At 41.9% G+C, this 24,924-nt stretch carries 29 protein-coding genes; 9 read left to right on the top strand and 20 right to left on the bottom strand.

Features of this window, described 5'->3' with window-relative positions; translation table 11 throughout:
- Positions 1 to 22: 22 nt before the first annotated feature.
- The 13 genes from mgtE to FAX86_RS00945 all read right to left on the bottom strand — a co-directional run bounded on the left by mgtE (position 23) and on the right by FAX86_RS00945 (position 10,214).
- The gene (mgtE, locus tag FAX86_RS01005; RefSeq protein ID WP_144391473.1) at positions 23 to 1,387 is read right to left on the bottom strand and encodes a magnesium transporter; all 1,365 of its coding nucleotides are present in this window, start codon (positions 1,385 to 1,387) and stop codon (positions 23 to 25) included.
- A gap of 96 nt (positions 1,388 to 1,483) precedes the next feature.
- Complete coding sequence (locus tag FAX86_RS01000) at positions 1,484 to 1,753, bottom strand: HPr family phosphocarrier protein (RefSeq protein WP_144391472.1); 270 nt, start codon at positions 1,751 to 1,753, stop codon at positions 1,484 to 1,486.
- A gap of 27 nt (positions 1,754 to 1,780) precedes the next feature.
- Positions 1,781 to 2,164: a PTS sugar transporter subunit IIA gene (locus FAX86_RS00995; protein WP_144391471.1), complete on the bottom strand. Its 384-nt coding sequence runs from the start codon at positions 2,162 to 2,164 to the stop codon at positions 1,781 to 1,783.
- 21 nt (positions 2,165 to 2,185) lie between these two features.
- Positions 2,186 to 3,034, bottom strand: coding sequence for an RNase adapter RapZ (gene rapZ, locus FAX86_RS00990; RefSeq protein ID WP_144391470.1), 849 nt, complete (start codon positions 3,032 to 3,034; stop codon positions 2,186 to 2,188).
- A gap of 16 nt (positions 3,035 to 3,050) precedes the next feature.
- Positions 3,051 to 3,524 carry a PTS sugar transporter subunit IIA gene (locus FAX86_RS00985; protein WP_144391469.1) on the bottom strand — a complete coding sequence of 158 codons (474 nt, stop codon included), beginning with the start codon at positions 3,522 to 3,524 and terminating at the stop codon, positions 3,051 to 3,053.
- Positions 3,525 to 3,527: 3 nt separating this feature from the next.
- Positions 3,528 to 3,815: a ribosome hibernation promoting factor gene (hpf, locus tag FAX86_RS00980; RefSeq protein WP_144391468.1), complete on the bottom strand. Its 288-nt coding sequence runs from the start codon at positions 3,813 to 3,815 to the stop codon at positions 3,528 to 3,530.
- Between the two features lie 136 nt (positions 3,816 to 3,951).
- Positions 3,952 to 5,421 (bottom strand): RNA polymerase factor sigma-54, encoded by a 1,470-nt coding sequence (locus tag FAX86_RS00975; protein ID WP_144391467.1) that lies wholly within the window; start codon positions 5,419 to 5,421, stop codon positions 3,952 to 3,954.
- Positions 5,422 to 5,641: 220 nt separating this feature from the next.
- Positions 5,642 to 6,367 (bottom strand): LPS export ABC transporter ATP-binding protein, encoded by a 726-nt coding sequence (gene lptB, locus FAX86_RS00970; RefSeq protein WP_144391466.1) that lies wholly within the window; start codon positions 6,365 to 6,367, stop codon positions 5,642 to 5,644.
- On the bottom strand, positions 6,364 to 7,056 hold the full coding sequence (locus FAX86_RS00965) for an LptA/OstA family protein (RefSeq protein WP_144391465.1): 693 nt from the start codon (positions 7,054 to 7,056) through the stop codon (positions 6,364 to 6,366). Before FAX86_RS00965 ends, lptB begins: the two co-directional genes overlap by 4 nt.
- A complete protein-coding gene (lptC, locus tag FAX86_RS00960) occupies positions 7,056 to 7,598 on the bottom strand; it encodes an LPS export ABC transporter periplasmic protein LptC (protein ID WP_144391464.1) in 543 nt (180 codons plus the stop codon). The genes FAX86_RS00965 and lptC overlap by 1 nt, the downstream gene beginning before the upstream one ends.
- Positions 7,595 to 8,140 (bottom strand): 3-deoxy-manno-octulosonate-8-phosphatase KdsC, encoded by a 546-nt coding sequence (kdsC, locus tag FAX86_RS00955; RefSeq protein WP_144391463.1) that lies wholly within the window; start codon positions 8,138 to 8,140, stop codon positions 7,595 to 7,597. The genes lptC and kdsC overlap by 4 nt, the downstream gene beginning before the upstream one ends.
- Positions 8,140 to 9,114, bottom strand: coding sequence for a KpsF/GutQ family sugar-phosphate isomerase (locus tag FAX86_RS00950; RefSeq protein WP_144391462.1), 975 nt, complete (start codon positions 9,112 to 9,114; stop codon positions 8,140 to 8,142). The genes kdsC and FAX86_RS00950 overlap by 1 nt, the downstream gene beginning before the upstream one ends.
- A gap of 104 nt (positions 9,115 to 9,218) precedes the next feature.
- Complete coding sequence (locus tag FAX86_RS00945) at positions 9,219 to 10,214, bottom strand: calcium/sodium antiporter (protein WP_246128470.1); 996 nt, start codon at positions 10,212 to 10,214, stop codon at positions 9,219 to 9,221.
- A gap of 263 nt (positions 10,215 to 10,477) precedes the next feature.
- Between FAX86_RS00945 and FAX86_RS00940 the strand changes: the two genes are divergently transcribed.
- Positions 10,478 to 10,732: a BolA family protein gene (locus tag FAX86_RS00940; protein ID WP_144391461.1), complete on the top strand. Its 255-nt coding sequence runs from the start codon at positions 10,478 to 10,480 to the stop codon at positions 10,730 to 10,732.
- 83 nt (positions 10,733 to 10,815) lie between these two features.
- Positions 10,816 to 12,078, top strand: a complete 1,263-nt coding sequence (gene murA, locus FAX86_RS00935) for a UDP-N-acetylglucosamine 1-carboxyvinyltransferase (RefSeq protein ID WP_144391460.1) — start codon at positions 10,816 to 10,818, stop codon at positions 12,076 to 12,078.
- Positions 12,079 to 12,148: 70 nt separating this feature from the next.
- Here murA and FAX86_RS00930 read toward each other — a convergent pair whose 3' ends face one another.
- The 4 genes from FAX86_RS00930 to def all read right to left on the bottom strand — a co-directional run bounded on the left by FAX86_RS00930 (position 12,149) and on the right by def (position 16,040).
- On the bottom strand, positions 12,149 to 13,294 hold the full coding sequence (locus FAX86_RS00930) for a S1C family serine protease (RefSeq protein ID WP_144391459.1): 1,146 nt from the start codon (positions 13,292 to 13,294) through the stop codon (positions 12,149 to 12,151).
- A gap of 109 nt (positions 13,295 to 13,403) precedes the next feature.
- Positions 13,404 to 14,738, bottom strand: coding sequence for a DegQ family serine endoprotease (locus tag FAX86_RS00925; RefSeq protein WP_144391458.1), 1,335 nt, complete (start codon positions 14,736 to 14,738; stop codon positions 13,404 to 13,406).
- 136 nt (positions 14,739 to 14,874) lie between these two features.
- Entirely contained in the window at positions 14,875 to 15,459 is a 585-nt protein-coding gene (locus FAX86_RS00920; RefSeq protein ID WP_144391457.1) for a ZapG family protein, read from the bottom strand.
- A gap of 56 nt (positions 15,460 to 15,515) precedes the next feature.
- Positions 15,516 to 16,040, bottom strand: coding sequence for a peptide deformylase (gene def / locus FAX86_RS00915; protein WP_144391456.1), 525 nt, complete (start codon positions 16,038 to 16,040; stop codon positions 15,516 to 15,518).
- Between the two features lie 182 nt (positions 16,041 to 16,222).
- Between def and FAX86_RS00910 the strand changes: the two genes are divergently transcribed.
- The 4 genes from FAX86_RS00910 to FAX86_RS00895 all read left to right on the top strand — a co-directional run bounded on the left by FAX86_RS00910 (position 16,223) and on the right by FAX86_RS00895 (position 19,535).
- Entirely contained in the window at positions 16,223 to 16,885 is a 663-nt protein-coding gene (locus tag FAX86_RS00910) for an alpha/beta hydrolase (protein WP_144391455.1), read from the top strand.
- A gap of 7 nt (positions 16,886 to 16,892) precedes the next feature.
- The gene (gene zapE, locus FAX86_RS00905) at positions 16,893 to 17,999 is read left to right on the top strand and encodes a cell division protein ZapE (RefSeq protein WP_246128469.1); all 1,107 of its coding nucleotides are present in this window, start codon (positions 16,893 to 16,895) and stop codon (positions 17,997 to 17,999) included.
- 74 nt (positions 18,000 to 18,073) lie between these two features.
- A complete protein-coding gene (locus FAX86_RS00900) occupies positions 18,074 to 19,051 on the top strand; it encodes a 2-dehydropantoate 2-reductase (protein ID WP_144391454.1) in 978 nt (325 codons plus the stop codon).
- Positions 19,052 to 19,142: 91 nt separating this feature from the next.
- Positions 19,143 to 19,535: an MmcQ/YjbR family DNA-binding protein gene (locus FAX86_RS00895; RefSeq protein WP_144391453.1), complete on the top strand. Its 393-nt coding sequence runs from the start codon at positions 19,143 to 19,145 to the stop codon at positions 19,533 to 19,535.
- A 53-nt stretch (positions 19,536 to 19,588) separates the two neighbouring features.
- On the opposite strand, the gene FAX86_RS00890 is transcribed toward FAX86_RS00895, so the two are convergent.
- From FAX86_RS00890 to FAX86_RS00880, 3 genes are all read right to left on the bottom strand, one after another.
- Positions 19,589 to 19,837, bottom strand: a complete 249-nt coding sequence (locus tag FAX86_RS00890; RefSeq protein WP_144391452.1) for a hypothetical protein — start codon at positions 19,835 to 19,837, stop codon at positions 19,589 to 19,591.
- A gap of 196 nt (positions 19,838 to 20,033) precedes the next feature.
- A complete protein-coding gene (locus tag FAX86_RS00885) occupies positions 20,034 to 20,864 on the bottom strand; it encodes an SPOR domain-containing protein (protein ID WP_144391451.1) in 831 nt (276 codons plus the stop codon).
- A 202-nt stretch (positions 20,865 to 21,066) separates the two neighbouring features.
- Positions 21,067 to 22,338: a 6-phosphofructokinase gene (locus tag FAX86_RS00880; protein ID WP_144391450.1), complete on the bottom strand. Its 1,272-nt coding sequence runs from the start codon at positions 22,336 to 22,338 to the stop codon at positions 21,067 to 21,069.
- Between the two features lie 92 nt (positions 22,339 to 22,430).
- Here FAX86_RS00880 and FAX86_RS00875 point away from each other — a divergent pair, with 92 nt between their 5' ends.
- From FAX86_RS00875 to FAX86_RS00865, 3 genes are read left to right on the top strand one after another with little or no spacing between them, the layout of a single operon-like run.
- Complete coding sequence (locus FAX86_RS00875) at positions 22,431 to 22,940, top strand: hypothetical protein (RefSeq protein ID WP_205859077.1); 510 nt, start codon at positions 22,431 to 22,433, stop codon at positions 22,938 to 22,940.
- Positions 22,941 to 24,287: a UDP-N-acetylmuramate:L-alanyl-gamma-D-glutamyl-meso-diaminopimelate ligase gene (gene mpl, locus FAX86_RS00870; RefSeq protein WP_425467764.1), complete on the top strand. Its 1,347-nt coding sequence runs from the start codon at positions 22,941 to 22,943 to the stop codon at positions 24,285 to 24,287. It abuts the gene before it with no gap.
- Between the two features lie 22 nt (positions 24,288 to 24,309).
- Positions 24,310 to 24,924 (top strand): flavin prenyltransferase UbiX, encoded by a 615-nt coding sequence (locus FAX86_RS00865; protein WP_144391448.1) that lies wholly within the window; start codon positions 24,310 to 24,312, stop codon positions 24,922 to 24,924.

Genomic DNA, 24,924 nt, shown 5'->3' with positions numbered 1-24,924 from the left:
AAGCAGAGAGTTAGTGAGCTTTTTAGGTAAAAAATAAAGTCGCAAATCCTAATAAAGTAAAAAAACCGACAACGTCAGTAATGGTGGTGAGAATAACGCCACCTGACAAAGCGGGATCCATATTAAACTTTTTCAGAATCATTGGTAATGTGGCGCCCGCAAACACTCCCATCACTAAATTAACGATCATGGCGCCGGAAATAGCAATTGCGAGTAATAGCGAGTGTTCTCGATCAAACCAGAAGAAAGTTAATGTGCCAACTGCAATTGCCCAGAAGAATCCGTTAATTAAACTGACGCCGAGTTCTTTAAGTACAAGCCAGCGGCTGTTCCCCGATACGATATGACCTAGCGACATGCCACGAATAACCAGGGTTAATGTTTGAGTTCCTGCAACACCACCCATACTCGGAACGATGGGTTGCAATATTGCCAGTGCTGTAACCAGTTTAATGGTATCTTCAAAAACACCAATCACTTGAGATGCGAGTAATACGGTGAGTAAATTGATACCCAGCCAGACCGCTCTGCGTTTGGCTGATGACCAAACGGGAGCAAATGTGTCATCGGTTTCATCCAGACCGGCCATGCTCATTAGCGAATGTTCAGCTTCTTCACGAATGACATCGACCACGTCATCAATGGTGATACGGCCCAAAAGCTTTCCATCTTCATCGACAACTGGCGCAGAGATGATGTCTCGGCGTTCAAATATTTGCGCAACTTCGGTATCTGAGGATGTTGCTAATATGGTTTCTACATTGCCATCGAGAATTTCTTCAACCAGAACGCTAGGTTTCGAAGTAATGAGTGACGCCAAGCTCACGGCGCCTAACAGTCGATCATGAGTGTCGACGACATAAATGCTGTCGGTTGAGTCGGGTAACCCTTTCATTCGGAGGTAGCGACAAACAACATCAACGGTAACTTTAGCGCGCACCGTGATGGTGTCGATATTCATTAAGCCGCCGGCAGAGTCCTCTGGGAATATCAGAGCGGCTTCAACTCGATGTCGGTCTTGCTCACTCATCGAAGCCATAACTTCGAGGTAAACGCTTTCGGGTAACTCGCCGAGAATATCAGCCAGGTCGTCAACCTCTAAGCCCTCTAGCGCTTGAGCCAGATGTTCAGGCGCCATTTGATCGACAAAGCTACTTCTTATCTCTTCATTAAGGTAATTGAGAATGTCACCTTCGAGCTCAACGTTGACCAGTTTCCAGATTAAATTTCTTGCTCGCGGAGGTGACGATTCAAGTAAATGAGCGACATCTGAAGGTGGCATGTCATTTAGCATCATGCGAACATGAACAAACATTCCGCTATCTAGAGCTTCATTCAGCTGCTGGATTTGGTTATCTGGTTGCTCTTGTTCGACCGATTCGACCATGTATCACTCTTTTTAGTTGGAAATTAAAAAACTATATTTTGCAATGGCTTAGCGCACAGAGATTATAGCGTTTCTAGAATTATAGTCGAAGGGAATTCAGGTGGATTCATAGAATCCGTCGCGAATTAGCTTTTCTAAGGCGTCAATCGCCCGCTGTTCATCAGGGCCATTGGCGCAAATTTCAACGGTTTTCCCGCAATTTGCTGCGAGAGTGAGCAGATGAATAAGACTATCGGCGGGGACCTGTTTACCTTGGTGAGTAATGGTTATATCAGACTGAAATTGATCAACTAGTTTAACCACTTCTGCGGCGGCTCTGGCATGCATGCCTTTGGCATTCACAATGGTACAGCTTTTCTTTATCATCTTTTGCTGCCTACTGTCTGAGTGCGTTTAAACCGAACGAATAGAGTCTTTGGCTGCTTCAATAACAATATCACTTGCCTCATCAAGCGACTTGTTTTGACAAAACTTTAAGGCATTGATCATGGCATCATTGAAGCCAGTAACGCAAACGACATTGGGCAGTTGACTCAGTTGTTCAAACAAAGATTTGTGAGTGGCATCACTATCGATTAATACAAGGACTCCTGAGCCCTTGTCGATGTTGTTTATACGCCCCGATATATGAGGAAAAATTATATTCTCAGACGCTTCTGGATTGAATGTCAGAGTGTGGCAGTCTATGCCTATGCCATCATTGCGTTTGCGAACAACATCGAGTAACTCGGCACCTGCCATTGAACGAGACAAAATTAGAACACTGATGTGACTCATATCGTCCCTCCGATTGGGTGATTAGTGTTTGAGATCGCGATGCGAAATTTTGGTTGAAGGCCGTTCTTGACGAAAATATGCCGCGAGTTTTTCTGCCATATAAACACTTCGGTGGTGCCCTCCGGTACAGCCAATAGCGACGGTCATATAACTGCGATTATCTTGCTCAAACCTTGGCAACCAAGTATGTAAAAATACCTTTAACTGCCAAAATAATTCCATGACAAGAGGCTGTTGATCCAAATAGTCAATGATTGGTTGCTGTGTTCCATTGTATTCTCTGAGAGCTGGATCCCAGTATGGATTTGGTAAACATCGGACATCAAAAACATAGTCAGCTTCCGTTGGAATTCCATTTTTAAACCCAAAGGATTCAAACAAAATATCCATCTTGGCTTCCCGCTCCGACAAGACTCGCTCACGAATAAAGTCGCGCAAAGCATAGGGCGTCATTGATGTAGTATCAACTAATAGGTCGGCGGCTAGAGCTATGGGTTCTAGAAGTTCACGTTCTTTTGCGAGTGCTTCTTTAAGCGAATAGCCATTTTGGGTCAATGGGTGACGCCGGCGAGTTTCGCTAAATCGTTTTAATAACGTAGCGTCATCAGCATCGATGTAAAAAACCTGAAAACGCTCGCCGCTATTGCTGATATTTTCGAGAATGTTTGAAAACTTTTGTAAATCGCCAGGAAAGCTACGAGCATCGATACCCAGTGCCAAATCTTGATGCTTCACTTCAAAAGTTTCGACCAACTGAGGAACGAGTGACAATGGAATATTGTCGACACAATAAAAACCTTGATCTTCAAGCGCGCGGAGTGCAACGGTTTTACCGGAGCCAGAGCGTCCGCTTAGAATAACTCGTTTCATATGCGTAAACAGTTAGTTAGAGGTTATGTGTTTGTTTTTCGAAACCTGTTTTGACTATATCATACAGCGCTTGATCATTATAGGCGTTACGCAACTGACGGCAAAACCCATCTTGCTGTAATAAATTGGCAATGCTAGACAAACATTCGATGTGTTCATCGTGTGCGTCTTCTGGAACTAAGACAGCAAAAAGAATATCGACAGGTTGCCCGTCGGGAGAGTCGTAGTCGACTGCGCTGTCAAGCATGAGAATGGCGCATACGGGACCATTGCAACTATTGCATCTTCCATGAGGAATCGCAATGCCGCGACCAATGCCCGTACACCCTAATCTTTCTCGAGTGAACAGACTATCAAGAACATTTTGTTCTGACATTTGATCGCAAGAGTGAGCAATTAGCTCACTTAACATTTCAAATGCGCGTTTTTTACTGGAAGCTTGCGCACCTACGCGGGTGCGCTCCAGTTTCAGACAATTTAAAAAGCCCATAAATCAGTGGCGAATCATTTTTTCCTTGTGCTTGATAACTTGTCTATCAAGCTTATCTATAAGAGAGTCAATGGCTGAATACATATCTTCGGTTTCTGCGTTGGCGAATATCTCACCACCATTGACGTTGAGTTTTGCTTCTGCTGATTGTCTCAGTTTTTCTACGCTAAGTATAACGTGAACGTTATTAATGTGGTCGAAATGCCGCTCGAGCTTTTCGAACTTCTCATGAACATAATTGCGTAATGATTCAGTAATATCGACGTGGTGACCGGTGAGATTAATTTGCATAGTCGACTTCCTTCTTTTGTGGAGATGATAAACTGAAGAACTGCTTCAGCATTCGCTGGCTATTCAAAGTGCATAAAGCTCTTTGAAATAACTCGATAAATCTATTATCTGATATTAAATATTTCATACATTTGACTTATATCAGGGATTTGCGTTCATTTGAAGGTGGAATATTCATTGCTTCACGATATTTTGCGATGGTTCTACGAGCAACGTTGATACCTTGATCTTTTAATAAATTTGCAATTTTATTGTCACTTAGAGGTTTTGCCGAGTTTTCTGCGGCAATTAACTTTTTAATTAACGCTCTAATGGCCGTTGAGCTACATTCGCCGCCAGCTGAGGTACTCACATGGCTCGAGAAGAAATATTTAAGTTCAAAAATACCTCTTGGTGTGTGCATGTATTTTTGAGTGGTCACTCGGGATACGGTTGACTCGTGCATTTCAACTTCGTCAGCAATGCTGGACAATACGAGTGGTTTCATTGCCTCTTCACCGTATTCGAAGAAATCGAGCTGCTTTTCAACGATACATGAGGCAACTTTGAGCAGGGTTTCATTACGGCTCTGTAGACTCTTTATAAACCACTTGGCTTCTTGCAGGTTATTTTTTAAATAGGTGTTATCAGAACTAGAATCGGCACGTTTTATAAGGGATGCATAGTCGGTATTTATTCTTAGTTTCGGTGCGCAATCAGGGTTGAGTTCAACCGTCCACCGACCATTTTTTTTAGCGACAAAAACATCGGGTACGATATATTCCGAACCCGTTGTTGAAACACTGCTGCCGGGCCGAGGATTAAGTTTTTGTACAAAGCCCATGACTTCTTTGAGGAAATCTTCTGGCCATTTAGTTTGGCGCATAATTTGTTTGTAGTTGCGTGCTGCCAGCGCATCAAAATGTTCTTCGACTAGTTGCTTTGTCTCAAGCCAAAAAGGATCCTCGTCTGAGTAGTGTCTTAATTGAAGTTGTAAGCACTCTTTTAAATTTCTCGCAGCGACGCCGATAGGATCGAAAGATTGAATCAACCTTAAAACGGCTTCAATTTCTTCTAGTTCAACAATTTCGTCAAGTTCATCTTGCTCATCAGAGTTGAGCTGTGTGAGAACTTCTTCTAATGGCGTGCGGATGTAACCTTCATCGTCTATTTCATCAATTAAGATTAAAGCAATGGCTTTATCTCTCTCGGAAATTGGCGTTAAATCCAACTGCCAAATTAAATGGTCTCGTAATGATTCGGATGTTTCGCCTTGATATTCGAAATCTCTATCATCACCGCCGCGAGACATTGATGAGGATGGTGTGTATTGCCAGTCTTCCCATTGCGTATCCACAGCAAGCTCTTTTTCAATGTTTTCATTTTTTAAGGCTTCTGCTGAATCTATTTCTGAGGATTCTGTTGCTACTTTATCATCGCTCTTCGAGGCGTCATTGTCGACTTCGTTGGATTCTTCATTGCCCTCAAGCATTGGATTTGATTCCAGCGCTTCTTGAATTTCATTCTGAAGATCTAAGCTAGAAAGCTGCAAAAGCCGTATGGCTTGTTGCAGTTGTGGGGTCATGGTCAGGCTTTGACCAATTTTAAGTTGTAAGGAGGGCTTCATTTAGTATCGTTGTAGCCGTTATCTTCGTTTGTTAAACACTTTCCTTTGAAAATCAAAAGGTTTGATCCTCGACCAAAACATTAGATTTTACGCTTACTATAATAATAGCAATTCAGCTAGAAAGCGTGAATATTATTATGAATCTGACTGATATCTTAGTTATGGCCCATTGTAACTTTTTCAAGCCCAAGCGCAATATTTTAGTGAGAAAAACAGTCACTTAAATGTTAAATTCGTTACCTAAATAAACTTTCTTAACGAGTTCGTTTGACAATACTTCCGTTGAAGATCCTTCAGCTATTAGCTCTCCTGCGTTCACAATATATGCATGTTCGCAAACAGAGAGTGTTTCACGCACATTATGGTCAGTGATTAAAACACCGAGACCTCGCAATTTAAGTTGCTGAATAATTTGTTTAATTTCGTTCACTGAGATTGGGTCGACTCCAGCAAAGGGCTCGTCAAGTAAAATAAATTTGGGATCGTTTGCCAGTGCTCGCGCAATTTCAACGCGTCGCCGTTCACCACCGGATAGACTCATACCAAGAGAATTACGAATGTGCTCAATTTGAAATTCTCCTAGTAATTTTTCTAACTCATGTAAGCGTTGTTCATCATTTAGATCCTTTCTTAATTCAAGTACTGCCATAATATTATCCGTTACCGACAGCTTACGGAAAATTGACGCTTCTTGTGGCAAGTAGCCAATACCCATTTGGGCTCGCTCATGCATAGCTTTGCTTGAGATATCTGTATCGTCAATGGTTATGGAACCTTGGTCTTGAGGCACTAAGCCAACGATCATGTAAAAGGACGTTGTTTTACCTGCTCCATTAGGGCCAAGTAAGCCAACAATTTGGCCACGTTGCACTTGCATCGAAACATCTTTAACAACTTTTCGACCTTTGTAAGCTTTTGCAAGGTGTGATGCTTTTAGCTGACTCATAGTTTTGATTTTTTAATTATTTCAATGCGTTTGTTTTTAATCGAGGGTACTTCCCAAGACTTGTCTTTTGTATTGTAAATTAACTTCTCTGCTTTAATTAAATCGCCAGCTTGCAAAAACCTTACATCACCTTCAAGCGTTAGAGAGTTAGATTGATAGTCAAAGTTCAAATGTTTTGCTTCGGCAGAGAGTTTTTCTGTTTGATTGTTCAATTCAAGTTTTAAGGGGGTTCCAGAAGCTCTCATGCTTGCTGGTTTGAGCTTCTCGTCTTTTTGAAATTGGTATTGTAATTGACGGCCCGAAACTGAAAAGTTTTGTGCTGTGCTTTCCAGGTTGAGTTTGACGTTATCGAAAAATGAAAACTGAAGTTTTTGTGGCTCATAATTGACAGAGCTTGCGTTGACATTGAGTTTAAATTCGGTGGAAGTTTGATTCATCTTTACGGGGGTTCCTTCAGCATGCATTTCGACATTATCTTTCTGTCGACGAAGTGTCAGATTGTCTGCTGAAAAAGCGGCATTGGGATCACAGTAGTTGACATTTCCTCTATGAACAATGACTCCATCAACGCGTGAGCCAGACAAGCTATCGGCTGTGAGTTTTGATTGGGAGCATTGTTTGAGAGTCTCATCAGCGAACACAAATACTGAGAAAAAAAAGCTGGTAAAAAGGAGAGCAAAATATTTCATTATTGTTCCTGCCCCTCGACCTGACTTAATATTTCATAAGACTGGTTTTTCAGGTCAAGCTTAAAGCCTGTACCTTTCAACTGAAAAGTACCGTCTATAATAGACACTTCTGCTGATGAGGAAATCAAATTATTTTGTGAGGAATAAATTAATGAGTCTGTTTTCATGATGAGTGGTAGACTTGTTTTTGTTTGCTGTATTTCCACTTGGTTGTTTAGTTCCAGGGATTGAAACTGGTTTTTCGTTACCGCTTTTTCAGCTGTTAAAGTCCAACTTGAATTGTTGACGCGTGTAGAGACAATGGGTTGTTGAATAATCAACGATTCATTTAAGGCTATCGACTCTTGTGCCTTAATTTCATGAATCTTTTCTCCTAGTGAGTCAAATTGCTGAATCGACATACCTTTAATTTTATATTCACCAGTAAAAGAATCATTAGTTGAGGATATCGAACTTTTATTTGGAGCTGACATGAATTTAACGATGAGTAATATTACTACAATACTTGCAATGGCATAAGGTGCGAGACGTTTGAACGTCATAATGTTAAATAATCCTGATATACATCTTCCAACATGTCTCGACTGATCAGAAGTAATTCAGCAATATTTCTTACGGCACCTTGCCCACCTTTATCATCTGTAATCCAATCAGCATTTTGCTTAACGAACCAGTTGGCGTCTTTTACGGCTATTCCTAACCCACTTTGTTTCATTAATGGTAAGTCGGGTAAGTCATCACCGACATGGGCGACTTGGTTAGATGATAAATTTTCGTTTTTTAATATAGATTGAAAGGCAGCACGCTTGTCGCTTGTTCCTTGAAATACATGGTGAATACCCAATTCTTGAGCTCTTTTTTCAACAATGGCAGAGTGCCTACCAGTAATAATTGCGGTTTTAATTCCTATTTTGTGAAGCAGCTTTATACCGAGACCATCTTTAATATTAAAGTTTTTAATTTCTTCACCGCTATTAGTGTAGTAAACCTTCCCATCGCTCAATACGCCGTCAACATCCATAATCAAAAGTTGAATGTTTTTTGCTTTTTGGAGTAATTTTTCAGAAAGGTTAGGTAGTTCCATTAAACAACTCCAGCTTTTAGCAGATCATGCATGTTTAACGCACCAACGACGCAGTTATCTTTGTCAACAACGATGAGCGAGTTAATCGCTTTCTTTTCCATAATTTGAACAGCTTCCGCAGCAAGCATGTCGGGGGTAACGGTTTGACAATTTATCGTCATGACTTGATGAATGGGTGTTGCGGAAAAGTCGACTTTTTTCTCAATTGAGCGCCGTAAGTCACCATCGGTGAAAATTCCTTTAAGACAATCGGAATCATCGATAATAGCGGTCATACCCAGACGTTTTTGAGTGATTTCTAACAGGGCATCTTTTAATAAAACTTGTTCTGTTACGCGCGGGACACTATCGCCTTGATGCATAATGTCTTCGACTTTTAACAGAAGTTTTCGACCAAGAGAGCCTCCCGGATGAGATAAAGCAAAGTCGTCGGGACTAAACCCTCTGGCATCGAGTAGCGCTACCGCAAGTGCATCGCCCATCACTAACGCAGTAGTGGTTGAGGCAGTAGGCGCTAAATTTAATGGGCAGGCTTCTTTCTCTACACTGGTGTCTAAATTAACGTCGGATAACTGAGCCAGTGTGGAATTTTTGTTGCCAGTCATACTAATAAGCGGGACATCTTTTCTTTTTAAAACTGGCAGAATACCCGTAATTTCTCCTGTTTCACCGGAGTTCGACAGCGCAAGTACGACATCGCCTCGCGTAATCATTCCAAGATCGCCATGACTAGCTTCTCCGGGGTGAACAAAAAAAGCGGGAGAACCAGTACTCGCCAATGTCGCGGCAATTTTATTGGCTATATGACCTGATTTACCCATGCCTGTTACGACCACTCGGCCTTGGCAATTAATGAGAAGCTCGCAGGCGCGAGCAAAGTCGCCATTTATCGAGTGCTGCAATTTTTCTATGGCTTGCTTTTCGATATTAATTACGGAGCGGCCAAGCTCAATAAAACGTTTGTGATCAGACATATAAGCAAAAAAGTTGATTTGTAGAATAAGGTTAGCTCATGCGTTCCGAGTATAACCCAAGTTATCTTGAATTGCGGTTATTTATTTCGAGAATGAAAGCTTGATTAACCAAGCTTCCCCATCTCCTGGAGTGCGCTAATTGCAAGCCAGGTGATAAATGTGCCCATTAAAAGCCCACCTTCTAACCGCGTAATGTGGCCATGTTGTTTGCTAAACCCATATCCCATAATGCCCATGGCAATGGTTAAACCCAGCATAGGTGCGGCATTCAACCAAACAACCTTAAATAGGTCTGCCTCAAAATTAATTCCCACAAGAATGCCTGGTAAGCTCATCACCGCCAGAATATTAAAGATGTTTGAACCAATAACATTTCCGAGAGCCATCTCGTCTTCATCCTTTAAAACACCAGCGACAGTTGCTGCTAATTCGGGGAGACTGGTGCCGATGGCGATAATGGTGGAGCCGATAATTATGTCACTGATGCCAAATTGCTCGGCGATATTCGATGCTCCGTAAACCAACATTTTTGAGCTTAGTTGCAATAAGGCCATCCCAACGATGATCCACATAACCGCTTTACCATTTGTCATATTATCGGGCAGTTCTTCGACGATTTCCTGGAGCATCAAATCTTGCCGGACTCGAGTTTTTAAACCTATGTGAATGAGCCAGCCAACGTACAGGACTAAAGCGATAATGAGTGGCCAAGACTCAAAAGGCGTTAAATCGCCGTCGATTAGTAGAACACAAGCCCATACGGTGATGCCTAGTAAGACAGGAAATTCTCTTTTTATGGTGCCTGAGTTGACATGGAGTGGTTTTATGAGAGCTGCAAATCCGAGTACAAAAGCGATGTTGGTAATATTAGAACCCAGAGCATTCCCAAGTCCCATGCCCGGTTTGCCCTCAATTGAGGCGTTGAGCGAGATGAGAATTTCGGGAGCTGAAGAGCCAACCGCAACAATGGTTAATCCAACGATAAGTGGAGAAACGCCCAGATTGCGCGCAAATGCTGCTGCACCGTCGGTAAATCTGTCGGCGCTCCAGACGAGCAGGGCAATGCCTGAAACCACCAGTGCGAAATACTGAAACATCATAGGTTAGAATATCACCCCAAATAATTCAAAGGCGCTCATTAAAGAGATTGTTCCGAAAGGAATCAAGAGGTTTTTACTTTAATTGGCATCATGCATCCTATTCTACGCATTTAAATAAGAAATACCTGAACGAAATCGTGACAAATTTTTACATAACCATAAGTACAAAGTGGTTATGTGGGTGTTATTCAACTGGACACTGCTCGATGCATCAGTCAAAATTACGCCCTTTTAACGCGAATTGATCGAAAGGTATTAGTATTATGGCGCCTGAAGAAATTAAGCATTTACTGGAACAGGCTTTTGAAGGAGCTGACGTAGCTGCGGAAGGCGACGGAAGTCATTTTAAAGTTCGTGTCGTTGCCGATGTTTTTGCCAACGAGCGTCCCGTGAAAAAACAACAAATGGTTTATGCTGTATTGAATGAGCATATCCAGAGCGGTGCGATTCATGCCTTGTCTATCCAGACCTACACGCCCGCAGAGTGGGATAAAGCGCAAAAGTTACAAGTTGGTTAAACCGTCTAAACTAAATACTAAACAGTCGTTACTGCGACTCATCAAAATCAAACCCAAAGATCGATTGCAATTCGGAGCCTTGAATGGATAAGTTGTTAATTTCCGGCGGAAAACCGCTTTCTGGAGAAATTCGCATTTCTGGCGCAAAGAACGCTGCTTTGCCAATATTAATGTCCACTTTGTTAGCTGACGGAATGACCGCAATAGGCAATGTTCCGCATTTGCATGATGTCACTACAACCATCGAATTGATAGGGCGCATGGGCTGCAGTTTGACGATTGATGAAAAACTGAATGTCGAAATCGACACCAGCACAATCAAAAGCTTCGAAGCGCCATACGAGCTGGTCAAAACGATGCGAGCATCGATTTTGGTGTTAGGTCCCCTGGTGGCCAGGTATGGTCAGGCCGACGTTTCTCTCCCTGGTGGATGTGCTATTGGTACTCGCCCGGTAGATTTGCATATTAAAGGGTTAGAAGCTTTGGGTGCGAAAATTCAGGTTGAGGGCGGTTATATCAAAGCGAGAAGTGAAGGTCGCTTGAAAGGCGCCCATATTTTTATGGACTTGGTGAGTGTGACTGGAACAGAGAATATTTTGATGGCGGCAACTCTAGCTGAAGGCAAAACTGTAATCGAAAATGCGGCGCGTGAGCCTGAAGTCGTTGATTTAGCGAATTGTTTGAATTCAATGGGGGCAAAAATAAGCGGAATTGGCACCGATACCTTGGTCATCGAAGGTGTTGAGCGCTTAAAAGGGACGTCTTATAAAGTATTACCCGATCGTATTGAAACAGGAACTTACTTGGTGGCTGCTGCGTTGACGCGAGGTCGGGTTAAGGTGAAAGATACCGATCCGAAAATATTGGACTCAGTATTGATGAAATTAGAAGAGGCGGGTGCGAAGGTCACTATCGGTGACGATTGGATTGAGCTTGATATGGAAGGGCGTCGACCTAAATCTGTTAATATCAAGACGGCGCCTTACCCAGGATTTCCCACAGATATGCAAGCTCAATTTACTGCTCTTAATGCGGTTGCAGAGGGAACCGGGACCATCACCGAAACCATTTTTGAAAATCGTTTTATGCACGTACCAGAAATGAATCGAATGGATGCAGATATGCGTATTGAAGGCAATACAGCGATTATCAAAGGGGTTGAGCAATTAAATGGTGCGCAAGTTATGGCGACTGACCTACGAGCATCTGCGAGTTTGGTTCTGGCTGGATTGGTGGCTCAAGGCGATACCATTGTAGACCGCATTTATCACATCGACCGCGGCTATGAATGTATCGAAGAAAAGCTGCAACTGATGGGCGCCAAAATTCGTCGAATTCCATCCTGATCAAAACAGGGTTTCCTGTCACTCAAAAGTACGGCTGGTTGGTGAACTAAAACTCTGTTTTCCAACTTGCTTATTGAGCTGATTTGGGATATTTGGCGACCGTAATAATGACCTTCATTCTGCTTTTGTCTCGGTACACTCTAAGCGTTAGTTGGTCATTAAGTTTTGATTGCGAAACCACGCGGTAAACCTGTTCGATAGAGGTAATTGGCTGGTCATTTATGTGTGACACATAATCACCAAATTGCAAACCAGCCTTATCCGCAGGTCCATTCTTATCAATGCTAGTGACGGCAAATCCTTGGCCATACTCTATTTCGTTGGGCGCGTACAAATCGTGACCACGTTGTGACAGTTGGGTGGCTGAAAAACCAAGCCATTTTCGGCTCACTTTACCATCGTCTAATAGATCTGATGCAATTTCCTGGACGACCGGAAATGGAATGCTGAAACTAATACCTGTTTGTGCGGCACCCTGACCACGCGCAGCAAGTTGTTGAGAGGTAATTCCAATGACTTCGCCATACGCATTTATCAATGCTCCTCCTGAGTTTCCTGGATGAATTGCCGCATCAATTTGGTAAATAGGGAAGTCTGCCGTTGTTAACCGAGTCGCGCTGATAATACCCATGGTAACGGTTTGGTCAAAGTAGCCATAGGGAGTGCCAATGGCGAAGACCACATCGCCGGTATTTACTTTTCTTTCATTATTGATTTTGGGCGTTGGCAAATTATCAAGGTCAACATGTAATAATGCGATATCGGTGTCCCTGTCGCTGCCGATTAAAGTCGCAATCTTTTGCCGACCGTCCGATAGTTGAACCTTAATGGATTCAGCATCGTGTACTACGTGATAATTGGTAACAACGTATCCTCGACTATCGATAATAACGCCAGAACCGACGTTTAATCCGACATTAACGAGATATTTATCCTCAATACTGGTTGGATTTGGATTCTTGGATAACTTTCCTTTACCTACCGTTTGAATACTGACGACAGAAGGTGCGGAAGCGGCGATTGCATCAGCATAGGTTGATTGATCGGCAAAGGGCCGATGATTAACGATGGGTTTTTGCTGTTCTTCTACAGAATGAACCAACCGATTCGCCAGCCATTTGCGTAAATCGATGCTCGCTTGAGAGTCAGAAATAATGAGCAAGTAAAAAAAGGCAGCGAGAAGTCCAGCACTAATGTATTTGATCCAGAATACCAATGTTTTCGTCTTTTATAATGGTGATTTGCTTCGATTTTACCTTAGTATGGACTCAGAACAAATAAACCCCGGAACAAAAAGCTCCGGGGATAGTTACAGAAGGACTTATTTATCGAATAACGATGAGGAATTGTTCGTTATCTCGAGTGACTCGGAGCGGCAAGGCCCGGTTAGCTGATGGCATTATCTGCTTTAAATCATCGAAGCTTCTTACTCGATATCGTCCGACCCCAGTAATTTTATCTCCTGGTTGAAGTCCGTAATAGGCTGCGCGAGAACGTCGATCGATACTGATAACTTCAATCGCCGCGCGTTCACTAACAACGCCTTGTTTCTCGCCAAGCTGGACGCCGGTTAAAAGCGGGTGAAAATCGTCACCTGACTCAAAGTTAATTTTAGGTTCATCAAGAGTTAAATCGATGGACAAAGGTTTATTGTCGCGAATCATTTCCAAGGTAATTTTGCTCCCAGCAGGAAGTAACCCTTCTTGATTCAAAAGATCTGAGGGGGTTTTTAATTTTCGGCCATTAACAGAAAGTAAAATATCAGTTGTTTGAATGCCTGCTTTTGCAGCTGACGAATCAGGACTTACTTCGGTAACAACGACACCAATATTGTCTTTTACTCGGAGTGCACGAGCGAGTGAGGGGGTTAACTCTTGTACCGCAATTCCGATTAGACCGCGACGCACTTCGCCATAGTCGACCAAATGCTGAGTAATGGTTTTTGCCAAGTTAATGGGAATCGCAAAACCAATGCCGATGTTTCCTTTTGGCCCTAGGATCGCCGTGTTTATACCAATGAGTTCGCCATTTAAATTGACTAAAGCGCCACCCGAGTTGCCCGGATTGATGGCAGCATCTGTCTGAATAAAATCTTCAAAGCGCTCAATACCGAGGCCAGAACGGCCTTTGGCGCTAACAATACCAGAAGTGACAGAATGCCCCAGGCTGAAGGGATTGCCAATAGCCACAACAAAGTCACCGACTCGTAGTGCATCTGAGTCGCCGAGTGGAATAGCGATTAAATCGTTTGCTTCTACTTGCAGTAGGGCAACGTCAGTTTCCTCATCAGAACCGACAACTTTAGCATTGAGTTCTCGACCATCTTCCAATGTCACTTGAATTTCATCGGCGCCATGAATGACATGGTGGTTTGTTAAAATCATTCCCTTGTCAGCATCAATAATCACGCCTGAACCTAAACTGTTTGCCTGGCGTTGACGCTGTCCTGGAATCAGGAAGCCGAAAAAAGGATCGCGGGTAAGTGGTGTTTCAATCGTGGCTGAGGTTGCAATATTGACCACGGCTGGATTAGCTTTTTCAAGCATTGGTGCAAGGCTTGGCAGAGGTGTTGTTCCAACTTGCTGCGGTAACCTGCTGCTAATGGAGCCAGCCCAGGTGCTAGCTAAAATTAAAGCGAGGGACCAAACCCATGATTTCATTATTAATTCCTCGAAGATTAATGACTTAACTGAGACCTGAAATTGTATTTAAGGTTCGCAATCATTTTTTCAAGAGCAATAAAAAACAAAAATCCCGCTGAAGCGGGATTCTTTAAGTATTTAAAACAGAATGAGATCAGGTTTTAACGTTATCCATGTTAAGGCTATTATGGTTAATAACGCCTTTTTCTTTTACCGCGTAATCGAGAGGCCGTTCACCGGTTTGTTCACCTTGTTTTCCAAGTTGAATCACATTATCTGCATTTTCAGCCAATTCTTCTTGTGGTATTTCGGCTTTGGCCGTTGGCTCTTCATTCTCAGACTCTGATGATTTTTTCTCCTGATTTCGATAGTCGTGCGCATGATAATATTGCTCACTGCTAAAGGTATCTTCGCCGCGAAATTCATTTTCGATTTCAGGTGTCGTTGGTTTATGCTCCATCGCATTTTTGAAAGGCTGAGCACCAATCAAATGTTCAGAGCTTTGAGCCATGTGTTGATAGAGCTCTTGATAATTTTCGGTCACTTTGCCGAACAACTGAGCTGTTTTTTCAAAGTGATAACTCACTCTTTGACGGTATTGTTGTAGTTCGGTGTCTTTTTCGATAATAACATTTTCCAGTTCATCAATTTTCTGCTGAGCTGGCGCCTGATTTTTACCAAAAGTGTAAGCGATAGCCGCAGTAGCGGCGAGTATTAATAAGCCTGCAATCCACTCCATGATATCTCCCCGTGAAATAAACGTGCTAGTTTAATGATAGTTGGATTTTATTGAAATTACGACTGATCTGACCTGAAAAGTTCATCTTCAAACCCAAAATATCGCAAATCCTTTATTCTGTATGGATATAAGATTCCTAACAAATGATCAACTTCATGCTGGACGACTCTAGCATGAAATCCCTCGGCTTCGACCGAAAAAGATTCTCCTTTTTGATTAAAGCCACTGTATTGTATTTTTTTAGGGCGAGCAACAAGACCACGCATTCCCGGAATAGATAAGCATCCTTCCCAGTCACTCTCGGTAGACTCGTCAAGAATTTCGATTTTTGGATTGATCAAAACCGTATCCGGGACGGGCTCGACGTCGGGATACCTTGGGTTGCCATCAACACTAAAAATGACGACCTGTTTCGATACTCCAATTTGAGGGGCAGCCAAGCCGGCGCCGTTATTTTCTCTCATCGTGTCGTACATGTCTAAAATCAGATCGTCAAGCTCAGGTGAATTAAACTCTACAACGGCTTCCGCTTGTTGAAGTAGAAGTGGATGTCCCATTTTGAGGAGCGTGCGTGCTGTCATTCAATCATTCTCTTTGAATTGCTATTTGGAAACATTAGAGTTGTTCTCAACTCGTTGATTACCCAAAAGGTCTATTATCAAAGTTGATACCCTACGATTCAAGTATTTGTTCGATTTCCTGAAAAGTGAGAAAATAGCGGGCTTTAGTGCAAAAATGAATAATCGTCGAGAGTTGATACGACATGCGACCGTCCCATACTGAAAAGTTTTTTATTCAAGGCCCTGTAGGCCAGCTTGAAGCTATTATTGAGTTTCCAGAAACTCAAGTTGCGCGTAAAGGTGTTGCCGTATGTTGCCATCCACATCCATTGCATGGTGGCTCGATGACGAATAAAGTCACTTATACATTAGCGCGCGCTCAAGTGGCTTTGGGGTTGATTGCTGTGCGTTTTAACTTTCGAGGTATTGGAAAAAGTGAAGGAAGTTTTGCCGAAGGCATTGGCGAACAGGATGACTTGCGAGCTGTTATTGCCTGGGTAAAAAAAGAATTTCCCGACTATGGACTTTGGCTTTCTGGCTTTTCGTTTGGCTCCTGGATTTCTGCTGCGGTTGCTCATGAGTATGAAGTTGAGCAACTGATCAGTATTGCACCTCCCGTTGAACGAGGTGTTTTTGACGATATGGAGCATCCATTTTGTGATTGGTTGGCTGTGATGGGAGATGCTGACGAGGTGGTTAGTTTTGAAAAAACGGACGAATGGATCGAGTCACTTCATCCGAAACCCGAGTGGATTGTACTTGAAGGAGCTGGTCATTTTTTTCACAGTCGTCTAGTAGAGTTAAGAGATGTACTCGAGGAACAATTAAAACATCGGGTCAGTGATTTACCATTGGTCGGTGGATAAGTTAATTATGAATACTACCTCCATGACACCGTTAGTAAAGTATCAGCAAGATTTACAACGAGATGATTTTTCTCATGACCCCGCGCAGGAGCGAGCGGTGAAATTGCTTGAGGAGCTATATCATCGATTAGTGAATCGCGTAGAAAAAGAACAATCCCTTATTTCTCGCTTGTTAAGTTTTTTCGGGAATAATGAACCTGAAATGGGTCTCTACTTTTGGGGAGGAGTAGGACGTGGGAAAACTTATTTAGTTGACACTTTTTTCGATTGCTTACCTTTTGAAAAGAAGAAGCGACTGCATTTTCATCGCTTTATGCACGAGGTTCACCATCAGCTTAAACACTTTAAAGGTGAAAAGAATCCATTGGAAAAAATTGCAGATGAATTATCAAAGGACTTGATCATCATTTGCTTTGATGAATTTTTTGTTAGTGATATTACCGATGCCATGATTCTTGGTGGATTATTCCAGGCTTTATTTCGCAGAGGAGTCGCTTTAGTTGCGACATCGAATATTCCGCCAGAAAAACTGTATTGGAATGGTTTGCAACGAGAGCGATTTTTACCGGCAATTGAACTCGTTCAAAAGTATACCCAGGTAATAAATGTAGATGGTGGCATTGACTATCGATTGAGAACATTGGAACAAGCGGAAATTTATCATTATCCACTCGATGAACAGGCGCAGGAAAATCTACATTTCAGCTTCCAACATTTAGCAACTGAAATAGAACCCGATGGGACGCCAATTGAAGTTGAGGGGCGAACGATTGATACGGTTCGCCTGGGAGAGGGGGTCGTTTGGTTTGAGTTTGATGCTATTTGCAATACGCCGCGAAGTCATGCCGATTATATTGAGTTATCCAGATGCTATCATAGTGTTTTAGTCGACAATTTGTATCAGATGAACAATGATAAAAATGACGCTATGCGAAGATTTATTGGATTAGTCGATGAATTTTATGAGCGTAATGTTAAGCTAATTATCGCTGCAGAAATTCCTATGGAAAAAATTTATGTAGGAACGGGGTTGGCATTTGAGTTCAAGCGAACTTTGTCACGTTTGCAAGAAATGCAATCGCATGAATATTTATCTCGTCCACATCTACCATGATCGTGATGAATGATTGCCTGATGTGGATTTTCGGTGATATTGTTCTTTGACTTTGTTTTCAATTTGGTTGATCAATGAAAGTAGCGATTCTCGGTGCTGGAGCTATCGGTTGTTATTTGGGAGGAGTTCTCAAGTTATCAGGGATTCCAGTCACTTTGATTGGTCGAGAAGCGATTAAGCACTCAATTATTGAGAATTCAGGAATTACGATAACCGATTACTTGGGTAGAAGTGATCAAGTGATGCCTGATGAGTTTTTGACAGATGATTTAAAAGAGCAATATGACTGTGTATTTATAACCGTTAAATGTCATACCTTACCTTTGATTGTTGAATCACTTAATTGCATAAGTAATAAAAAATCGACATTGATTTTTATGCAAAATGGGATAGGAAGCCTCTCGCAAATACGAGAACAACTTGTGACAAATAATATTTATCAGGGAATTACGCCATTCAACGTACTTCAACAGGATAAAGCAAAATTTCATCAAGCTACAGAGGGACACTTTATTTTTGCTGAATGTCCTGCAACGAAGTTTATTCAGTCAAAGTTACTGGTCAATCAATTTGAGTGTGAGTTAAGTACTGATATGGAGTCTGTAATTTATGGAAAGCTCCTGTTGAACTTAAATAATGCACTCAATGCTATTTCTGATTGTCCAATCAAAGAAGAATTAGAAAATCCAGTTTGTCGTCAGATACTGGCGACTGCCATGTCTGAATGGCTTTTAGTAAGTAAAAAACGTCAGGTATCTTTGAAGCAGTTTACAAAGGTGCCACCCAGTTGGTTACCGAAGATATTACGTTTGCCTAATGCCTTATTTCGTCTACTTGCTCGTTCAATGTTAGCGATTGATCCCACTGCGCGTTCGTCAATGTGGGAAGATATTAAAAATAGAAGGAAAACCGAAGTTGACTTTATTAATGGTGCTGTTGTTAGACTTGGTAGAGAGTTAAATATTGCGACGCCTGTGAATGAATCGATAGTCAACGCGATCAAAAAGTTGGAACTCGGCGATGAAGTGTCTCTTGATGATATCGAACTTTAAAACAAGTCATTCTATTGAAGTAAGCTTAATGTTTGATTAAACGAGTAACAATGACTGTGTGTAAAATATTGAGAGGAGCATCTTTAGAACTATGAACAAAGAGGACGTTGTGCAGTATACTCTCTCTAAGCCTGATGCATATGAAGACTTTCCTTTTGGACCTGATGTTGCGGTTTATAAGGTGAGAGATAAAATGTTTGCGGCAGTTGGTAAGCACGAAGGTGTTTATCGAATTAATTTAAAATGTGAGCCACTGGAAGCCTTAATGCTTCGAGATTTATTTGCAGGAGTCATTCCTGGCTATCATATGAATAAGAAGCATTGGAATACCGTTATTCTAGATGGGACTGTTCCAAAGCAAGAGGTTAAACGCATGATCGATAACTCTTATTCATTAGTCTTTAAGAGTTTGCCGAAGAAAGTTCAAAACCAATTAAAGCTTGAGTATAACGATATCTTATTACCGCATGATAAGTGCGAGTAATTACAGCGCTTCGCTGCCTAAAAACTTTTTAAAGATATCGAATAGAAAATCTTTCAGTTTTCCGCACGTATTATTTCTTCTGAAAGGGCTTTTTGAAATTCAGATAAGGCTTGAAGTTGAATGCTATCATCGGTTAAGTCAATGCCGTGATTTAAAAAATATTGGCGAGTTTGATCTAATCGACAGGCTTGATCGATTAGATCTTCAATAGGCAAACCACTGTATTGATGATTTCTTAAGAGGGTAGACGCCATATCTTTTGCGATGGTGTTTGCCGCATTGGTAATTTTCGAGAAACCCATAAAATCCTCTTAAGTTTGAATATTCCACTTCTGTAGAAAAAGGATCTTACTCGAGTAAGGTTAGGAATCAACTGATAAAAGTCCTGTTGCTCTTTTGATTTAGAAAAAAGTGAACCTCATAATGTCTTATGTTCGGATATCTCGTAGAATCAATTCTATATGAGATATTTTTTCAAAGTCGTTAACAATTTAAAAATCATAAATTGGCTAGAGTGACTTCTAAATGCTGAGTGTCAAGCTTGGTGATGTAGGCTCGTTGCCCTGTGTTTACTCGATAAGCGACTTTGGTAGATTCTGCATTTTCTTTTTCGGAAAATAATCCAAGTATCACTGAGTAGCGGATAGTGCCGTCTGGAAATGCTCGAGGAAGAATCCAGTATTGGAAGTCCTGGTTTTGTTGTTGTCTCCATTTTAATGCGTTCGATTGGTTATTAAACAGAGCAACTTGAACAATGTACTGTTCTCGTACCGGTTTTGAGCTGTATATCGTAGCTGTTTTTAATTGTTTCGGCTCTGACTCACGGGGACTTGATGAATAAGTGGTTATGTTTGCGGCCACTGATTTCGGAGATTCGGGCGAATTGGATGCAAACGTCTCTTGCTTCTTCTGATGTTGATGTATTGCAATTTCACCTTCATCAAAGCGCATTAAAGATTGATTTTGTGGAGACTTAGTCGTGGTTTCATCATTCTCCTTTTTGGCCGACGCTATTGCTTCAGCCCGATTTTGTCTGTGTAGAGGTTGAGTGTCTAAAATAGACTCTTCGTTTCTAGATAAAGGTTGAGTTGTTTTTGATTGAAAATTGGTAGTAGCTGTCTCTGCCGTTTGAATGGCAAGGTCCGAGTGACTGCGTTGAAGATAGATACCTGCAGAAAAGCTAACTATCGGTAAACTGAGTAAAGTAAAAAACAATCCGTAGAGCTCTTTGCGACTTAATAATAATCCATCAGCGGTTTCTTTTGCTGGTGAAGCCAATTCTAAGTTGTTAATGGCAGGGTCGGCATTTGGAGATTTGCTGCGATCCATCTTTGACTCCTTACGATCATCATTGAGATCACTTTATTCGTATTGCCGATTAACAAGCAGAAAGCGTGCCTATCCAATAAAATATATAAAATACAGTAAGTTAGTTGGCCTATCTAAGCGCCTGTTTATTTAGTTACTCGAGTGGCAAAAATTTGACGCCGCCGTTTTATCTAGATTCAGTGAAACGGCGGCTACATAGAGTCTAAACTTTAAATTTCTTTTTGAGTTTTTTCTCGACGGCTTCATTTTTCAAAGTGACGTATTGCGGAAGGCCGTTTTTATATTCAGGGTAAGATTCCCCTTGAATGAGAGGCGATAAATATTCCCGACAAGCATCGGTTATATGAAAGCCATCGCGAGTGATAAAGTTTCGAGGCATCATCTTTTCAACATTCGCAATTTTTTCTAGAGGGGCTTCACCGAGCTTCCAGCTGTAGCGTTTAGTTGGTTTTCGGTCGATGGTCACCATGACGGAATTTTTACCTTTGAGAGCATAGTCAACAGCGGCATGTCCAACAGCATAAGCTTGTTCAACATCCGTTTTAGAAGCAATATGACGGGCTGCTCTTTGCAAATAGTCTGCAACGGCCCAATGGTATTTGTAACCCAGTTCATCTTTTACCAATTGTGCGACAAATGGTGCGACTCCGCCGAGTTGCTTGTGGCCAAAGGCATCGGTTGTTCCTGATTCTGCCAGGAATGAGCCGTCTTTATGTTGCGCGCCCTCTGAAACAACAATGGCGCAATAGCCAAACTTTTTGACGCAACGATCAACTTTTTTTAGAAACTTGTCCTGATTAAAAGGAATTTCTGGAAATAAGATAATGTGTGGGCTATCGCCTTCTTTTTCCGCCGCGAGACCGCCAGCTGCTGCAATCCAGCCTGCATGTCGACCCATAACTTCCATGACAAAAACTTTGGTTGATGTTTTTGACATTGAGGCGACATCAAAGCCAGCTTCGCGAATTGAAACAGCGATGTATTTTGCAACTGAGCCAAAGCCTGGGCAGTTGTCAGTGAAAGGCAGGTCGTTATCGACAGTTTTAGGTATATGGATTGCCTGAATTGGGTAGCCGAGTTGCTCAGAGAGTTGCGAGACTTTAAGACAGGTATCAGCAGAATCTCCACCACCGTTGTAAAAGAAATAACGAATGTCATGCGCTTTAAAGACTTCAATCAATCGTTCATATTCTGCACGATTTTGCTCTAGACTTTTTAACTTGTAGCGGCAAGAACCAAATGCACCAGACGGTGTGTACTTCAGTGCCGCAATATCTTTTTTGGACTCTTTGCTGGTATCTATCAAATCTTCTGTCAATGCTCCAATAATTCCATTTCTGCCGGCATAAACTTTTCCAATTTTGTCTTTGTTTTCGCGGGCAGCCTCGATCACTCCACAAGCAGAGGCGTTAATAACGGCAGTAACACCGCCTGATTGTGCATAAAATGCATTGTACTTTTTAGTTCGAGCCATTGTGTCCCTCGGTGGTAAATTGGCATGTGGTCATAAATGTCGGCTATTATAGAGCATTAGCGATAACTCTCAAATTTTGGTGATTAACTTCTGTGCTATTGAACGAGTTAAAAACTTTGTGGTCCATCGTACAACTGAATCGATCGCCAGAAAATCTGGCTTATTCGCGTGGAATGTTGGTTGCAGTTCTGGGTTTAGTGTTTATTGGTCAGTGGTTAGCAAAGGAACAGTCAATTCCTGAAGCTCCATTTGTGCATTGGGCCAGTTTGATCTTTTTGCTGATCTTTGTACGAGTGTTGCCTTTTATTATTTTTCAACGCACGGAACGACTGGTTCAAAGTTTAACCGCTTTATTTGGAACCGACTTGTTAATCTCGTTGCCTTTACTAATCGCTTTAATGGTTGTTGATGCAACGAAAGAAAGTATTTTTTTACATGTTTTGTTTTTATTTGTGCATACCTGGCGCTTAGTGGTGGGAACTTTTATTTATAAGTTATCGCTGGAGTTCAGTTGGTTACAAGCTGTTGTTACCATGTTAGTGCTTCAAGTATTAAATATTGCAGGCGTTACTGCATTAGCACATTTATTGGAGATGAGTTAAGTGATCAAAATTCACATATCGGCTATTTGCGGAACTTTTATGGGTGGTATTGCGCAACTAGCGAAAGCGAAAGGATTTGAAGTAACAGGCTCTGACAAAAACTGTTATCCACCGATGAGTACTCAGTTGGAACAGGCCGGCATTCAGCTAATGGAAGGGTATTCGGAACAAAATTTGGCGAATGATCTCGATTGTGTCGTCGTCGGTAATGCTATGTCTCGCGGTAATCCAGAAGTCGAATTGATGCTCGATAAGGGAATGAATTACCGTTCTGGACCACAGTGGCTGGCTGAAAATATTTTGCATGATAAATGGGTTATTGCGGTTGCTGGTACGCATGGTAAGACGACAACATCGAGCATGATAGCTTGGATTTTGGAGGCAAATGGACTGAATCCTGGGTTTTTAATTGGTGGTGTTCCAGAAAATTTTGGTGTGTCAGCTCGAATAACAGATTCCATTTTTTTTGTTGTTGAAGCCGATGAATATGACACGGCGTTTTTTGATAAACGTTCTAAGTTTGTTCACTACCATTCACGAACAACGGTGTTAAATAATTTAGAATTCGATCATGCGGATATTTTTGATGATTTAAAAGCGATTGAAACTCAGTTTCATCACCTTATTCGAACAGTGCCGCGTAACGGCGTCATAATTCACCCACAAGGAGCCGAAGCGCTCGATAGAGTTTTGCAAAGAGGTTGTTGGACACCACAACAATCTTTCGGTGAGGGAGCCGATTGGCAATATAAACTAATTCACTCTGATGGATCCAAGTTTGAAGTTGCGTATCAAAACGAAAATTTTGGTTGCGTCGAATGGGATCTTATAGGAACGCACAATGTGAACAATGGATTGGCAGCTATAGCTGCTGCGCATCATGCTGGGGTGCAAATAAAAGATGCCATCGATGCACTCAGTGACTTTAAAAGTGTGAAGCGTCGTATGGAGCTTAAAGGGGCAATTAATAACATTGCTGTTTATGATGATTTTGCTCATCATCCAACGGCTATTGAGCTAACGTTAAATGGACTCCGTGCATCAGTAGGAGATGCTCCGATAATTGCTGTTGTTGATATTCGCTCGAATACAATGAGAATGGGTCACCATAAACACAGCTTGATTCCTGCATTGACGTTGGCGAATGACAAAGTTATACATGATCCTGAGAATATAGAGTGGGATCAGGATGGCGCGGTTACCGTGTGTAAATCTGTCGATGAAACGATTGATCGAATAGTAGAATTAGCAACACCTGGAACTCATGTGCTATTAATGAGTAATGGCGCATTCGGTGGAATTCATACGAAGCTTTTGGAGCGTTTAGAAAGTAATACAAAAGAGTGACGTCGAAAGAGATATTTAATTTATGAAGTCAAAGAATATTACGTTAGGATTTACCGGGGCATCAGGTGCAGCATATGGGATGGCCTTGCTTAATCAACTCCGACAAAACTATGACGAAGTTTTCGTTATCTTGTCCGATGCCGCGCGAGTCGTTTTTGCAACTGAATTGGGTCTCGCTTTAAGTGAAAACGTGACGAAAGCCGCTGAAGTATTAAAACGAGAAACGAAAGGTGATGGTAAAGTTACTGTACTCGGAACACAAAACTGGATGTCACCCGTTGCATCTGGCTCAGCTGCGCCCAAACAAATGATTGTTTGTCCTTGTAGTACCGGAACGCTTTCTTCGATTGCTGTTGGCGCCAGCGATAATTTATTAGAGCGAGCTGCTGATGTGGTTATCAAAGAACGTGGGCAACTCATATTGATGCCCCGAGAAACGCCTTTTTCAACGATTCATTTACAAAATATGACTCGATTGTCAGAAATTGGCGTTACAATAATGCCTCTTGCGCCAGGTTTTTATCAAAAACCAGAGTCGATTCAAGATCTCATCAACTTTATGGTTGCTCGTGTGTTAGACCACTTGATGATTGAGCATCAATTGATGGATCGTTGGGGATACGGCAAATCAAAGTAG

Origin of the sequence: Pleionea sediminis, assembly GCF_007570825.1 — a bacterium.
GTDB lineage: Bacteria > Pseudomonadota > Gammaproteobacteria > Enterobacterales > Kangiellaceae > Pleionea > Pleionea sediminis.
This window is presented reverse-complemented; position numbering and strand designations above follow the sequence as displayed.

Excerpts from the sequence above, each read along its gene's own strand:
- kdsC (WP_144391463.1), bottom strand. The coding sequence starts at position 8,140 with ATGGAACTACCTAACCTTTCTGAAAAATTACTCCAAAAAGCAAAAAAC.
- FAX86_RS00950 (WP_144391462.1), bottom strand. The coding sequence starts at position 9,114 with ATGTCTGATCACAAACGTTTTATTGAGCTTGGCCGCTCCGTAATTAAT.
- zapE (WP_246128469.1), top strand. The coding sequence starts at position 16,893 with ATGAATACTACCTCCATGACACCGTTAGTAAAGTATCAGCAAGATTTA.
- rapZ (WP_144391470.1), bottom strand. The coding sequence starts at position 3,034 with ATGAAACGAGTTATTCTAAGCGGACGCTCTGGCTCCGGTAAAACCGTT.
- FAX86_RS00945 (WP_246128470.1), bottom strand. The coding sequence starts at position 10,214 with ATGATGTTTCAGTATTTCGCACTGGTGGTTTCAGGCATTGCCCTGCTC.
- FAX86_RS00865 (WP_144391448.1), top strand. The coding sequence starts at position 24,310 with ATGAAGTCAAAGAATATTACGTTAGGATTTACCGGGGCATCAGGTGCA.
- def (WP_144391456.1), bottom strand. The coding sequence starts at position 16,040 with ATGACAGCACGCACGCTCCTCAAAATGGGACATCCACTTCTACTTCAA.
- FAX86_RS00995 (WP_144391471.1), bottom strand. The coding sequence starts at position 2,164 with ATGAGTCACATCAGTGTTCTAATTTTGTCTCGTTCAATGGCAGGTGCC.
- murA (WP_144391460.1), top strand. The coding sequence starts at position 10,816 with ATGGATAAGTTGTTAATTTCCGGCGGAAAACCGCTTTCTGGAGAAATT.
- FAX86_RS00920 (WP_144391457.1), bottom strand. The coding sequence starts at position 15,459 with ATGGAGTGGATTGCAGGCTTATTAATACTCGCCGCTACTGCGGCTATC.
- FAX86_RS01000 (WP_144391472.1), bottom strand. The coding sequence starts at position 1,753 with ATGATAAAGAAAAGCTGTACCATTGTGAATGCCAAAGGCATGCATGCC.
- FAX86_RS00900 (WP_144391454.1), top strand. The coding sequence starts at position 18,074 with ATGAAAGTAGCGATTCTCGGTGCTGGAGCTATCGGTTGTTATTTGGGA.
- hpf (WP_144391468.1), bottom strand. The coding sequence starts at position 3,815 with ATGCAAATTAATCTCACCGGTCACCACGTCGATATTACTGAATCATTA.
- FAX86_RS00985 (WP_144391469.1), bottom strand. The coding sequence starts at position 3,524 with ATGGGCTTTTTAAATTGTCTGAAACTGGAGCGCACCCGCGTAGGTGCG.
- FAX86_RS00895 (WP_144391453.1), top strand. The coding sequence starts at position 19,143 with ATGAACAAAGAGGACGTTGTGCAGTATACTCTCTCTAAGCCTGATGCA.
- lptB (WP_144391466.1), bottom strand. The coding sequence starts at position 6,367 with ATGAGTCAGCTAAAAGCATCACACCTTGCAAAAGCTTACAAAGGTCGA.
- FAX86_RS00885 (WP_144391451.1), bottom strand. The coding sequence starts at position 20,864 with ATGGATCGCAGCAAATCTCCAAATGCCGACCCTGCCATTAACAACTTA.
- FAX86_RS00965 (WP_144391465.1), bottom strand. The coding sequence starts at position 7,056 with ATGAAATATTTTGCTCTCCTTTTTACCAGCTTTTTTTTCTCAGTATTT.
- FAX86_RS00910 (WP_144391455.1), top strand. The coding sequence starts at position 16,223 with ATGCGACCGTCCCATACTGAAAAGTTTTTTATTCAAGGCCCTGTAGGC.
- mgtE (WP_144391473.1), bottom strand. The coding sequence starts at position 1,387 with ATGGTCGAATCGGTCGAACAAGAGCAACCAGATAACCAAATCCAGCAG.
- FAX86_RS00975 (WP_144391467.1), bottom strand. The coding sequence starts at position 5,421 with ATGAAGCCCTCCTTACAACTTAAAATTGGTCAAAGCCTGACCATGACC.
- FAX86_RS00940 (WP_144391461.1), top strand. The coding sequence starts at position 10,478 with ATGGCGCCTGAAGAAATTAAGCATTTACTGGAACAGGCTTTTGAAGGA.
- lptC (WP_144391464.1), bottom strand. The coding sequence starts at position 7,598 with ATGACGTTCAAACGTCTCGCACCTTATGCCATTGCAAGTATTGTAGTA.
- FAX86_RS00890 (WP_144391452.1), bottom strand. The coding sequence starts at position 19,837 with ATGGGTTTCTCGAAAATTACCAATGCGGCAAACACCATCGCAAAAGAT.
- FAX86_RS00925 (WP_144391458.1), bottom strand. The coding sequence starts at position 14,738 with ATGAAATCATGGGTTTGGTCCCTCGCTTTAATTTTAGCTAGCACCTGG.
- FAX86_RS00880 (WP_144391450.1), bottom strand. The coding sequence starts at position 22,338 with ATGGCTCGAACTAAAAAGTACAATGCATTTTATGCACAATCAGGCGGT.